The sequence below is a fragment of the Peribacillus sp. FSL K6-5616 genome, assembly GCF_038008245.1.
GTDB lineage: Bacteria > Bacillota > Bacilli > Bacillales > DSM-1321 > Peribacillus > Peribacillus frigoritolerans.
Map to the genome: position 1 here is coordinate 1,110,476 of NZ_JBBOYT010000001.1, position 11,957 is coordinate 1,122,432.

At 41.6% G+C, this 11,957-nt stretch carries 14 protein-coding genes; 12 read left to right on the forward strand and 2 right to left on the reverse strand.

Annotation, left to right across the window (positions count from 1 at the left end; translation table 11 throughout):
* The first annotated feature begins 87 nt into the window (after window positions 1–87).
* Window positions 88–885: a patatin-like phospholipase family protein gene (locus MHB45_RS05380; protein ID WP_034313939.1), complete on the forward strand. Its 798-nt coding sequence runs from the start codon at window positions 88–90 to the stop codon at window positions 883–885.
* Window positions 875–1,900 carry a SepM family pheromone-processing serine protease gene (locus MHB45_RS05385; protein ID WP_048684565.1) on the forward strand — a complete coding sequence of 342 codons (1,026 nt, stop codon included), beginning with the start codon at window positions 875–877 and terminating at the stop codon, window positions 1,898–1,900. Before MHB45_RS05380 ends, MHB45_RS05385 begins: the two co-directional genes overlap by 11 nt.
* A gap of 90 nt (window positions 1,901–1,990) precedes the next feature.
* Here the strand turns inward: MHB45_RS05385 and MHB45_RS05390 are convergent, their stop codons facing one another.
* A complete protein-coding gene (locus MHB45_RS05390) occupies window positions 1,991–3,196 on the reverse strand; it encodes a nucleotidyltransferase (RefSeq protein WP_340907467.1) in 1,206 nt (401 codons plus the stop codon).
* Window positions 3,197–3,414: 218 nt separating this feature from the next.
* Here MHB45_RS05390 and MHB45_RS05395 point away from each other — a divergent pair, with 218 nt between their 5' ends.
* The 4 genes from MHB45_RS05395 to MHB45_RS05410 all read left to right on the forward strand — a co-directional run bounded on the left by MHB45_RS05395 (window position 3,415) and on the right by MHB45_RS05410 (window position 5,788).
* Window positions 3,415–3,936, forward strand: coding sequence for a YceD family protein (locus tag MHB45_RS05395; RefSeq protein ID WP_048684570.1), 522 nt, complete (start codon window positions 3,415–3,417; stop codon window positions 3,934–3,936).
* A 65-nt stretch (window positions 3,937–4,001) separates the two neighbouring features.
* Window positions 4,002–4,175, forward strand: coding sequence for a 50S ribosomal protein L32 (gene rpmF, locus MHB45_RS05400; RefSeq protein ID WP_034313929.1), 174 nt, complete (start codon window positions 4,002–4,004; stop codon window positions 4,173–4,175).
* A 70-nt stretch (window positions 4,176–4,245) separates the two neighbouring features.
* The gene (locus MHB45_RS05405) at window positions 4,246–5,088 is read left to right on the forward strand and encodes an enoyl-CoA hydratase/isomerase family protein (protein WP_318260559.1); all 843 of its coding nucleotides are present in this window, start codon (window positions 4,246–4,248) and stop codon (window positions 5,086–5,088) included.
* 79 nt (window positions 5,089–5,167) lie between these two features.
* Window positions 5,168–5,788 (forward strand): RsfA family transcriptional regulator, encoded by a 621-nt coding sequence (locus tag MHB45_RS05410; RefSeq protein WP_072272698.1) that lies wholly within the window; start codon window positions 5,168–5,170, stop codon window positions 5,786–5,788.
* A gap of 44 nt (window positions 5,789–5,832) precedes the next feature.
* On the opposite strand, the gene MHB45_RS05415 is transcribed toward MHB45_RS05410, so the two are convergent.
* Window positions 5,833–6,321 carry an N-acetyltransferase gene (locus tag MHB45_RS05415; RefSeq protein WP_048684574.1) on the reverse strand — a complete coding sequence of 163 codons (489 nt, stop codon included), beginning with the start codon at window positions 6,319–6,321 and terminating at the stop codon, window positions 5,833–5,835.
* 469 nt (window positions 6,322–6,790) lie between these two features.
* On the opposite strand from MHB45_RS05415, the gene MHB45_RS05420 reads away from it, so the two are divergent.
* The 6 genes from MHB45_RS05420 (at window position 6,791) to ftsL (ending at window position 11,957) form a co-directional block, all read left to right on the forward strand.
* Entirely contained in the window at window positions 6,791–7,675 is an 885-nt protein-coding gene (locus MHB45_RS05420; RefSeq protein WP_072272699.1) for a 2-dehydropantoate 2-reductase, read from the forward strand.
* A 4-nt stretch (window positions 7,676–7,679) separates the two neighbouring features.
* Window positions 7,680–8,072 (forward strand): DUF3397 domain-containing protein, encoded by a 393-nt coding sequence (locus tag MHB45_RS05425; RefSeq protein WP_048684577.1) that lies wholly within the window; start codon window positions 7,680–7,682, stop codon window positions 8,070–8,072.
* Between the two features lie 109 nt (window positions 8,073–8,181).
* Window positions 8,182–9,810 (forward strand): bacillithiol biosynthesis cysteine-adding enzyme BshC, encoded by a 1,629-nt coding sequence (gene bshC / locus MHB45_RS05430; protein ID WP_072272700.1) that lies wholly within the window; start codon window positions 8,182–8,184, stop codon window positions 9,808–9,810.
* Between the two features lie 341 nt (window positions 9,811–10,151).
* A complete protein-coding gene (mraZ, locus tag MHB45_RS05435; protein ID WP_034313914.1) occupies window positions 10,152–10,583 on the forward strand; it encodes a division/cell wall cluster transcriptional repressor MraZ in 432 nt (143 codons plus the stop codon).
* Between the two features lie 52 nt (window positions 10,584–10,635).
* Complete coding sequence (gene rsmH, locus MHB45_RS05440) at window positions 10,636–11,568, forward strand: 16S rRNA (cytosine(1402)-N(4))-methyltransferase RsmH (RefSeq protein WP_034313911.1); 933 nt, start codon at window positions 10,636–10,638, stop codon at window positions 11,566–11,568.
* A gap of 32 nt (window positions 11,569–11,600) precedes the next feature.
* Complete coding sequence (gene ftsL, locus MHB45_RS05445) at window positions 11,601–11,957, forward strand: cell division protein FtsL (RefSeq protein ID WP_072272701.1); 357 nt, start codon at window positions 11,601–11,603, stop codon at window positions 11,955–11,957.

Sequence of the window (11,957 nt, forward strand, 5' to 3'; positions counted from 1 at the left end):
ATATGCTTCTATAAATCCGTTTAAGACCATAACTTTGAATGAGTGTTATTTCAATATTTTGAACTAGTTAAAGCGGGAGGGATATCTTTGTCGAAACCAAAGGTCGGGCTTGCACTTGGGTCAGGAGGAGCTAGGGGGTTTGCACATATTGGCGTGATAAAGGTATTGCAGCAAGAAGGCATTCCGATAGATATGATTGCTGGAAGCAGCATGGGAGCAATGGTTGCAGCCTTTTATGGAGCGGGGTCGGATATCGAGAGGCTGTATAAGTTGTCCCGTGCATTTAAGCGGAAGTATTATTTGGACTTCACCATACCTAAGATGGGCTTCATTTCGGGTAAGCGGACAAAGGATTTAATCAGGGTATTTACATATGGCAAGAAATTTGAAGAACTTGATATTCCTGTGGCGGTGGTAGCCACTGATATAAAAACGGGGGAAAAAGTCATTTTTCAGGAAGGTCCCATCGCGCCGGCTGTAAGGGCAAGCATCTCCATTCCCGGGATTTTCATTCCCGAAAGAATCGGAAACAGACTGCTTGTTGATGGCGGCGTAGTTGACAGGGTTCCTGTTTCAGTTGTGAAGGATATGGGAGCAGACATCATAATTGGTGTGGATGTAGCCCACGTGAAACAGGATATGGAGATAAACTCCATATATGACGTCATCATGCAAAGCCTCGATATCCTGCAAATGGAGCTGGTTAAAAGCAGGGAGTTTGCTTCAGACGTCATGATACGCCCCAGGGTTGAGAAATACAGCTCGAAATCATTTACAAACGTACAGGAAATAATTAGTATTGGAGAAGAAGCAGCAAGAGGTAAGATAGATCAAATTAAGCAGAGCATTGTTACTTGGAAGGAGTCCTTTGAAGATGAGCCGTAAAACGTATGTACGCACTTTCCTGGTGGTGGCTATACTTCTCATAGCATCAGCCCTTTATTCCCTACCTTTTTATGTATCGAAACCAGGAATGGCTAAAGAATTGGAGCCAATCATTGAGGTATCGGGAGGAGATGAAGCAAAAGGAAGCTTTATGTTAACCACTGTAAGGATGGGCCGGGCGAATATATATTCCTACATGATGGCGAAGTGGAGCAAATATCAGGAGCTTTATCCTGAAACCTCCATCAGAAGCGAAGATGAAACAGATGAAGAATATAATATCAGGCAGCTCCATTTAATGGATGGTTCTAAAAATAATGCCATTAAGATCGCATATGAAAAAGCAGGGAAAGAAGTCGAATACGAGTACCTGGGTGTATATGTTTTGGACGTGCTAAAAGGAATGCCAGCAGCAAAAGAGCTGAAAGCGGGCGATCAAATCATTCAAGTTGATGATGTTAAATTCAAGTCTGCACAGGAATTCATGGACTATATTAACGAAAAGAAGGCTGGAGATGAAGTTAAAATAGTTTATAAGCGGGAAGAGACGGAGAAAACGGCCGTTCTTTCATTGCAGCCTTTTAAAAATGACCCAAATAGGGTAGGAATCGGCATTTCGCTGGATGACAATCGAAGAGTGACCACAAAACCGGCGATTGCCATAGATTCAGAACATATAGGCGGTCCTTCGGCTGGTTTAATGTTTTCGTTGGAAATTTATAATCAATTAACGAAAGGCGATCTTACAAATGGATATGACATAGCGGGTACAGGGACGATGTCTGATGATGGGACAGTCGGTCCAATTGGTGGAATTCAACAGAAAATTGTTGCAGCCGATAAGTCTGGAGCCGAAATATTCTTTGCCCCGAATGAAAACGGAGCAGCGGGTTCGAATTATGAAGATGCACTCATTGCAGCAAAGGATATTGACACTGACATGAAGATCGTGCCGGTTGACAACTTTGAAGATGCAGTAGCCTATTTAACGAAGCTAAATGGAAAAGAAAAATGAAAAAAAGCGCAGGCAGTCATCTACTGTTTGCGCTTTTTTCATTTTTCTTTTTACACTTAAGGATGATACGGACCAAGCTTGAATCCTTCTTCATTTGAAAATGACGGGAGATTCATATTCACGTTTCATCAATGCAGCTTGATGCGGCTCGGGCAAGCCCAGTGCATAAACCTGTGCCGCTCGCAAGTCCATATCGATGTCCTGCTCCCGATAGGACGAAAGTTTAGAGACGAGAGAGAGGGGCAAGCCTTTTTTTACAGAACGAAGATATTCTTGTCCCCGGCCATTCATGCCAAGAAGTCTGATATAGGCCGGTTGGTCATTATGAATCACCTGTTCCTTGAATGTATGCGTCAATATATGGACACACATCCGCTGCAGCCGTGTCCATGTGTAGCGTTTTGTCTTCAGCGCTGCCATGAATCCAGAAAAGCTCGAAGAATGGTTGGCCATCTTCTTCATTCGGTGCTCTATGCCTTCCTCAACTTCGTATATTCCTGCCAATTCGGTTAAAGAGGAGGAAAGGATACGGTATTTCAACATGGACCAATACATTTCCCAGTCATGCAAGGCATGGTAGTGCGTTAAATATTGCTCAAGGCCACTCATCGTCGCTTGAGGAATGTAACTGGAAACAGAATGTAATTCCTGGTGTTCATGGATGGCTTTACGTATCCCCGTTGCGCTGGCAATAGGGTCTTTGGACAACTTTGTTTCATGGTACCCGGCAGCGACCCTTTGAATCGTATAAGGGCGAATGGAGTAGCCGTTAGAAAGGGCAGCACTTACATATTCCTTTCCAAGGATATTATTCGGCTTCGTCAAATCCAATGCCGCATCACCATGGATGATCGAACGATAAGCCTGGGCAGCACTTGCCGGATAACTATTACCGGCATCCATGGCCGATTTGATTGCGGCATCGAATGCAGCGGAATTTTCCGAAAGGATTCTGTGGGCGATGATGAATGGTTCAATTTTGCCATCCTCGCTTCCGAAGCAAAAGGAGTCACAGCCAAGGGATTCCAAAAGAGCAATAGATCCTTTTGCAAATATTTCAGCCTTCTGTGTCGCGAAAGCATATGGCAGCTCAATGACAAGATCAATGCCGCCATTCAAGGCCATTTCAGCGCGTGTCCACTTGCTGACGATAGCGGGCTCGCCACGCTGTAAGAAGGGCCCGCTCATAACAGCGACAACAACATCTGCACCTGTTTTTTCTCTACTTTCTCTTGCATGTAAAACATGTCCATTGTGAAAAGGGTTATATTCGACTACTAAACCGCAAGCTTTCATTCGTTCACCTCAGAGAAAAACTTTGTATTTTATCAACTTAGTGCTAAAATAGTATTTCAAGTAAAATTACTATAAGTAATCGTCTGGATTTTTTGTTAGAAATGATTCATAAACTTAGACAATCAGTTAGGATGACTACATTATAGTGTAAAGAAAAAATATTGACAAACTTATAATTGAAAGCTATAATTATTTTTGTTGCCTTGAGGTGATTTCATTTGAAATGGACGATTAGTCAACTTCAAAAAATTCGGGACAAAGATTTACGGTTTGATGAACTGGTGGATGTCTTGGACATTAGAGAAAGAGACCCGCAAATTCGCGATGTTTCTCCGATCAGAGTAGCAGGAAGAGCTGATATCAGCTCGACCGAGATTACTTTTCACTTGCATCTTTCAGGTGAATTAACATTACCTTGCTCCCGTACACTGGTAGACGTTAAATATCCGATTGATATTGATACAAAGGAAACCTTTCTTTTAAAGGCAGATGGCACAGATTTCTACGGAGATGATGTCACTGTTGTGGAAGGCGACGTTGTAGACCTAATACCGGTAATTAAAGAAAATTTATTGCTAGAAATTCCGATGCAGGTTTTTTGTGAGGATGTCGATTCGAATGAAGCTGCTCCTCAATCTGGGAAAGACTGGGCTGTTATTTCCGAAGAGGAAAATGAGCATAAGGTTGATCCGAGATTTGCAAAGCTTGCCGACTTTTTTGACAACAATAAAGAATCTTGATTGGAACGAAAAATCGTTAATCCGATTTTTCCAGCTTTTTTATATTTTTTAAGGAGGTGGGAATAATGGCTGTACCTTTTAGAAGAACGTCGAAAACTGTAAAAAGAAAACGTCGTACGCACTTCAAGCTTCAAGTACCTGGTATGGTAGAATGCCCGAGCTGTGGTGGAATGACTCTTTCACATCACGTTTGTAAAGAATGTGGAACATATAAAGGAAAAGAAGTTGTCGCAAAATAATTTCTTGACCTACTTGAGAGCTTAGCTCTCTTGATGCAACACGCTAATCAAAGCGCAGGGATTTTTCTCTGTGCTTTTTTTACAAATGTATTTGGCAGAATATTTCGAATCATTAGCGTTTGCCGATGATTTTGGAGAAGGTGTTTACATGGGTCAGGTGATTGAAGTTGAAATGGATAAACGCGGTTTCATGAAGCTCCTATTTAATAGACCGGAGAAAAGGAATGCCGTGAATTATCAGCTGATGGACGAACTTGAGTCGATATTGTCGGAAGCTGCAAGCGATGATGAAGTTAAGTTGCTGGTCCTGACCGGCGCGGGCTCTGAGGCGTTCTGTTCAGGCGGGGATCTAAGGGAATTTCAGGATTTGCATACAGAAGAAGAGGCCTTTTTTATGTTATCGAAAATGGGTGAAATTCTGTATAAACTAGCAGTTTTCCCAAAACCGACAATAGCGCTAATCAATGGAAGTGCTTTCGGCGGCGGATGCGAAATAGCGACAGCTTGTGATTTCAGGTTAGCAAAGAGGGAAGCTAGGCTAGGGTTTGTACAAGGTACTCTAGGAATAACGACTGGCTGGGGCGGAGCTTCGCTCTTACTTGAAAAAATACCAGAGCAAAAAGCGCTAAAGCTATTATTGGATGCAAAAATACATAAAGCTGAGGAAGCGAAGGAACTTGGTTTCGTAGATGAGGTAGTCGGAGAAGGTACGGATGGATGGGAATGGTTTGCGGAAGATTTTCTTCGCCATGAGACAGGGGTATTGATGGCCTATAAACGATTGCTGGTCCATAAATGGCAGGATAGCGGGCTTAAAGGAAGAATGGATGCGGAAATCCGTGAATGTTCCAAACTGTGGGCGAGTGATGAGCACCATGCTGCAGTCGAGCGTTTTCTAAATAAGAAAAAATAAATATTACACGCTCTATATATCTTCTATCTTTCCTAGCATGTGCATATTATGAATTAAAACTTGCTAAGGAGGTAGAGAGATGACGATTGCGAGACAAGATGCATGGACTCATGATGAGGATCTGTTGTTGGCTGAAGTGGTACTGAGGCATATACGGGAAGGCAGTACACAATTAAAGGCGTTTGAAGACGTGGGGAAACAGTTATCAAGGACATCTGCTGCTTGTGGGTTCCGTTGGAATTCCTTTGTTAGGAAGCAATATAAATCAGGGATAGAGCTGGCGAAAAAACAAAGGAAGGAACAGGTAGTCAATAATCCTGAAGTGGAAAGGGATTCGATTGCAGCGGTCGAAAATGTCACGATTGAAGAAATAACGCCCGAGCATGAAGATAAAGAATCTATTACCCTTCAGGAAGTTATATTATATTTAACCAAAATGGATGAATTCTTTCAGCTTGATAATAAGGAAAAAGAACGGATTTCTGAGCGTTCCCTATTTCTTGAACGGGAAAATGTCCGATTACTGGAAGAGAATGTCCTGCTTAAGGAAAACCTGAAAGCTGTTGAGGAAGATTATCGTGCGTTAATGCAGATCATGGAGCGCGCAAGAAAACTTAGTGTCCAGGAGGACGAAAAGGCGAATCCGAAGGTGAGTTTTCAAATGGATAAGAATGGTAATTTGGAAAGGGTCAATAAATAAAAAATGCGGGTGGGAAAATCCGCCCGCATTTTCTTGATGCTTCCTTATTCTTGTGTATCTATTTCTTTCTTATCTTGTATGTCAAATGGGCTCCAAATCAGCGGGTTTTCTCCGAGGTCCCTGTCCAAGTCATAGGAAACAGCAGAAAAACCCATCTTTTTCCAAAAGTCTTGTGAATGGACTCTTGGGTTGGTTTTGATAGGCATGTTCAGGCTTTTGGCGAATTCGACCAAAGCTCTTCCATAACCTTTTTTCTGATAGTTAGGCAGGACTTCAAGTTTCCAAAGAACAAGGAAATCCCTGGAATTGTCAAAATACTGGTCGAATTTAGCGCTTCTTTTATACAGGCTCATGCGAGCTACAAGTTTATCGCCATAAAAGATTCCGTAAAAAGGTGATTGGCTGTCATTTTCGATGATGTTACCCTCTAAATCATCTAGCATGGACAGTTCCTGTATCCCATATTCTTTGAATTTTTTGAATTCCTCAAGCGTTTTAAAATTTACAAGTAATCGTTCAACCTTGTATTCCATAAAAAAGCTCCCCCTTAATTCTGATAAACCTCTTCCGATAGTACCCTTTGAAAGTCATCCCACTGATCTTTGCCATGTGGAATTTCAACTTAGGTTAAATCTAGTATGACATCATCGACTTATCCTAGCTGACTAAATGCTTATAGCCTTTTATCCCCCGCCCTTTTCCCTTCAATTTCTCTTCGGGTGAGTTTGGAGTTATCTTTTGTTCCTGTAAAGTCTTCAAAATGGCTAAGCTTTTCGTATCTAATATACCATTAAATTAACACTTAAAGAAGAAAATATATCTTCAATGGCGTATTAATCATTCTTTCCATTGGTATTTTATGATGAGCCATCGATAATGGCAGTTCCATCGTTTCATTCAATCAGATTGGCTGCGTTTTCCAACGATGGGAAAATTGGTGCAGGCTAAAAAAGATAATGTGATAAAATAGTAAATATATTTCAAAAAGTAAGGAAGGTTATTATGAGAATTGGAATCATTGGCGGAGGGGCCATAGGGCTGCTGTTTGCGTCCCATTTAAGTGAAAAACATAATGTGACTCTCTATACTCATACTGCGGATCAGGCGTCCATCATCCAACGTGATGGAATCCGTCTTATTGCGGATGGTGAAAACCGACTGCTGACGGGCATCATTTCCAAAGGGCTGGATGAAGGGATATCGGATGTGGATCTTCTTATAGTGGCCGTCAAGCAATATCACCTGCCGCAAATACTGCCTAGGATCAAAGGTATTAAGGTTCCATTGCTATTCTTGCAGAATGGCTATGGGCATATTTCTTATTTAAAGCAGCTTCAATCCCCGACCATATATGTGGGGGTAGTGGAGCATGGAGCATTGAAACATGACGGGAATACCGTGGAGCATACGGGGCTTGGCATTACAAGGATCGCTTCCTTTAGAGGGGAACTTGGGCAACTATCGCTCGTGAATGAAAGGATCGATCATTTTCCTTTTACGACGAGTGAAGATTTTCACTCGATGCTGATGGATAAACTTGTCGTCAATGCGGTGATAAATCCATTAACGGCGATACTTGGTGTGGAAAATGGCGGTTTAATCACTAACTCTTTTCACTACCAATTATTTCAAGATCTTTTTGGGGAAATCTCCGGTATTTTGGAAGTTCAAAATAAGGATGAGTCATTTGAACATGTGAAATCCGTTTGCATGGCAACTGCTGAAAATCGATCGTCCATGCTAAAAGATTTAGAAAATGGCCGTAAAACGGAAATTGATGCCATTTTGGGTCATATCCTCTCGGAGGCAAAGAGTAAAGGGAAAAGTGATTGCCTGACGTCTTCTCTATATAAGATGGTCAAAGGAAAAGAGTCTCAGGGGGGATGAGGATGTGCCGTACGTAGTTTCAAGTCTTGCCGCGATATTTATTACCTTGCCTTTCGTAGGGTATATACTTTTTTTTATAGGTGCCAAACAATTCACTGGAAACCATCGGCGCTCCGTTCAATTTGCAATGGACATGAGTACGCTACTATTCGTATTATCCGTCCATTATTTGATCATTACGATTTGGGATATGCAAATTCTTTGGGTGATCATGCTCATCATGATCATCAACGCATTCGTGGTGGTTCTTGTCCATTACAAGGTAAAAGAAGAAATCATTTTCCATAAGGTATTAAAGGGTTTTTGGAGAGTGAACTTCGCCTTCTTTTTCGTGGCTTACCTTCTATTGTTTTCCATTGGAATAATTACAAGTATTACGAAGATATTGACTACATAACATAGAACATCGCATCAATTTTCTGCTGCTGGGCAACTTCTTTTGTTTTCTTAAACCGGAATGTTATACTCTAAAAAGAATTGTAGTTGCAGAGAAAGGGAGAACAGAAATGGAGATGAAAGATCTCGCGTTACCATCTTTAAACCGTTTTGCATCGGACTATTTACAAAACCGTTTTGAAGCGGAGGATTATTTTCACTATGACTTGTCTAAGCCTGACATTTATCTCAATAGATATGAAGAATTGATGAACCGCTCTTTTTCACGTGATGAATTGTCGGATTACATACAACAATACATGTCTCGTCTTTCATTCAGTGAGGCAGTTAAGGGTAATATTGAAAGGTTGCGCAGGGATGATTCCGTGGTTGTGATTGGAGGACAGCAGGCAGGGTTATTATCAGGGCCGCTGTATACCATTCATAAAGTGATATCGATCATTAAGCTTGCGGAAGAACAGGAAAAAAAACTGGGGCAGCCAGTCATTCCGGTTTTTTGGATAGCTGGAGAAGATCATGATTTGGCTGAAGTCAATCATGTTTATGTTATGAAAAACGGAAAACCCGATAAAAAAACCTACCCTTCCTACCAGCCATATAAAACAATGGTTTCCGATGTGGAGCTGGAAACGGAAAAGGCAGAGAAGTGGCTTGAGGAAATCATTGAAACATATGGAGAAACGGAATTTACGAACAAACTCCTGATTGATATGAAGGAAACCATTAAGAGATCGAATACTTTCGTCGATTTCTTCGCCGAGCTGATTCATGAATGGTTCAAAGAATATGGCCTTTTACTAGTCGATGCCGGAGATCCGGATTTAAGGCGAATCGAGAAGACATACTTTGAATCGATGGTCAATGAAAGTGGACGGATTGCTGAAGTGGTCGAGGAACAGCAATCATTCATGCATGCAAAAGGGTATGCAAAAATGATTGAAATGGATAAACAGGCCGCTAATTTATTTTATTATGATCCAGAAAAAAAAGATCGATGTTTACTCGAACGTGTAGAAGGCGGTTTCAGCGGAAAAAACGGTGAGGTATCATTTACCGGAGATGAACTCTTGCAGATAGCCAGAAATCATCCAGAACGATTAAGCAACAATGTCATTACACGCCCGCTCATGCAGGAAATGCTTTTCCCTGTATTGGCTTTCGTTTCTGGGCCAGGGGAAATAGCCTATTGGGCAGAATTAAAAAATGTGTTTGAGTTGTTTTCCATGAAGATGCCGCCAATCATTCCTAGGTTAAACATCACGCTGGTGGAGCGGAGTATCCAAAGCGACCTTGAAGAAATGGAACTCAGTTTGGAAACTGTTCTGACTGAAGGGATCGCTAATGCAGTGGAAAGTTACCTTGATTCCGTTAAAGATGAGACGATTGACACCCTGTTCGGGACGCTGAAATCACAGCTTGAAGAGAACCATGAAAAGCTATTTGTCCACGCTGTCTCTTTGGATAGAGGACTCGAGCCGATGTTGAACAAGAACATTGAATTCATTCAAAAGCAATTGAATTTCATGTATGGCAAAATCGGTGACCGTACAAAGGAACGACATTCGGTCATCTTGAAAAAATATGATCGGATAGCAAATTCGCTGTACCCTCTCGAATCACCCCAGGAGAGGATTTGGAATGTGTTTTATTACTTGAATCAATATGGGCCAGAGCTCGTAAGGGATATGATGAAACTGGACTATCGCTTCAATAATCAGCATAAATTGATTTTCATTTAGAAAAACCATCCGTTTTGGGGAAAAGTGGCGGATAGATCATTTTGAATACGGTTGCCACAAACCAATCCTGATGGAGGGATTGAAATGTGAAAAAAGACAGGTGCTAAAGCCTGTCTTTTTTCTGTTTCCTGAGTACTTGTCAGGCGGGGCTTCGACAGTAATAGTGGGCCTGCGTCTTAGTTTGAGTGCATTCGAGGGAAATGCACGTTTCTTTGAATAATTTGGCTAAATAAACTTAATAAGAAAAGAAGGTAATTTTTACTTGGAAGGAGAAAGTAAAAACAAGTGGAGAAAGGTGGGGGAATGTGGTACATTGAGATTAGAATGTGGGGGTATTGGGTATGTTCATGGGAGAGTACCATCATAACATCGATATAAAGGGCCGTTTGATAGTCCCGGTGAAATTCAGGGAAAATCTCGGGGAGCAATTTGTCCTTACCCGCGGACTCGATCAATGTTTATTTGGTTACCCTATGGAAGAGTGGAAGCTGCTAGAAGAAAAGCTGAAAGCCCTGCCTTTAACAAAAAAAGATGCCCGAGCCTTTACCCGTTTTTTCTTTTCTGCAGCTACAGAATGCGAAATTGATAAACAAGGGCGAATTAATATCCCCACGCCGCTTACTTCATATGGCCAATTGGAAAAAGAATGTGTAATTCTTGGTGTTACCAATCGTATTGAGATTTGGAGCAAATCCCTTTGGGAAAACTATTTTTCAGCTTCGGAGGATTCTTTCGCTGAGATAGCAGAAAATATGATTGGCTTTGATATTTAAGGCTGCCCTCAGATATAGAGTCACTCAATAACCGATTGGAAGGATGTCTAGCATGTTTCAACATACAACAGTGTTATTAAAAGAGACGGTTGATGGATTGAACATCAAACCTGATGGAATTTATGTGGATTGTACTTTAGGAGGAGCCGGTCACAGCGAATACTTACTTTCACAGCTCTCTGACAAGGGCAGGCTTTATGCTTTTGATCAGGACGAAACGGCGATTCGGAATGCTAAGGAAAAATTGGAAAGCTATGGCGAACGTATTGTTCTTGTTCCTAATAATTTTAAATACTTAAAAGAAGAGTTGAATGCCCGGGGAATCGAGAAAGTGGACGGGATCCTTTATGATTTAGGTGTGTCATCCCCACAATTGGATACACCGGAGCGTGGTTTCAGCTATAACCATGATGCACCTCTGGATATGAGGATGGACCAAAGTGCTGCCATTTCTGCCTATGATGTCGTGAATACTTGGTCATTCCATGATTTGTTGAGAATTTTCTTCCAATATGGAGAAGAAAAGTTTTCGAAACAAATTGCCAGGAAAATTGAAGCGGCACGTGAAATAAAACCGATTGAAACGACGTTCGAACTTGTGGAATTAATTAAGGATGGGATACCGGCCCCGGCAAGACGTAAAGGCGGGCACCCTGCGAAACGAGTGTTCCAAGCAATAAGGATCGCTGTGAATGACGAACTTGGTGTCTTTGAAGATTCCCTGGAGCAGGCCATTTCGCTTTTGGATAAAGAGGGAAGAATATCTGTCATTACATTCCATTCGCTCGAAGATAGAATTTGTAAAACGGTATTTAAAAAGGCCAGTAGCATGCCGGATCTTCCGCCTGGACTTCCAGTTATCCCGGATGAATTCAAGCCAACTATGAAAATAATTACGAGAAAACCGATTTTACCTTCAGAAGAAGAATTGGAAGGGAATAATCGTTCCCGGTCGGCTAAGCTAAGAATCGCCGAAAAGCAATGATTACAGAAAAAAATCAGTGAGGGGGAACATGAATGAGTTCCATAGCCAAAAAAGTACAAGAACAGCAATATGAAGACCAACAGCAGCAACAGACACAGCAAACAGTGGTCATCCGTAAAGCGAAGATATCCATTGGTGAAGTTTTCTTACTATGTGCCCTTGCTATCATGGTCACCTTCATGGGAGTGAAAATAGTCTCTAATCAAGCGGCCATCTATGAAACGAATAAAGAGATCCAGCTAGTGGAAACATCGATTGAAGAACAGGGTAAAGTGAATGATGATTTAAAAGTGCAGGTTGCTGAACTTAGTACATACGAGAGAATTTGGAAAAAAGCTGCAGCGCTAGGGTTCAAGTTAAATGAGAATAATGTGAAGGGTGTGCAGTGA

Excerpts from the sequence above, each read along its gene's own strand:
- MHB45_RS05385 (WP_048684565.1), top strand. The coding sequence starts at position 875 with ATGAGCCGTAAAACGTATGTACGCACTTTCCTGGTGGTGGCTATACTT.
- MHB45_RS05390 (WP_340907467.1), bottom strand. The coding sequence starts at position 3,196 with ATGAAAGCTTGCGGTTTAGTAGTCGAATATAACCCTTTTCACAATGGA.
- rpmF (WP_034313929.1), top strand. The coding sequence starts at position 4,002 with ATGGCTGTACCTTTTAGAAGAACGTCGAAAACTGTAAAAAGAAAACGT.
- MHB45_RS05410 (WP_072272698.1), top strand. The coding sequence starts at position 5,168 with ATGACGATTGCGAGACAAGATGCATGGACTCATGATGAGGATCTGTTG.
- MHB45_RS05415 (WP_048684574.1), bottom strand. The coding sequence starts at position 6,321 with ATGGAATACAAGGTTGAACGATTACTTGTAAATTTTAAAACGCTTGAG.
- MHB45_RS05420 (WP_072272699.1), top strand. The coding sequence starts at position 6,791 with ATGAGAATTGGAATCATTGGCGGAGGGGCCATAGGGCTGCTGTTTGCG.
- bshC (WP_072272700.1), top strand. The coding sequence starts at position 8,182 with ATGGAGATGAAAGATCTCGCGTTACCATCTTTAAACCGTTTTGCATCG.
- mraZ (WP_034313914.1), top strand. The coding sequence starts at position 10,152 with ATGTTCATGGGAGAGTACCATCATAACATCGATATAAAGGGCCGTTTG.
- rsmH (WP_034313911.1), top strand. The coding sequence starts at position 10,636 with ATGTTTCAACATACAACAGTGTTATTAAAAGAGACGGTTGATGGATTG.
- ftsL (WP_072272701.1), top strand. The coding sequence starts at position 11,601 with ATGAGTTCCATAGCCAAAAAAGTACAAGAACAGCAATATGAAGACCAA.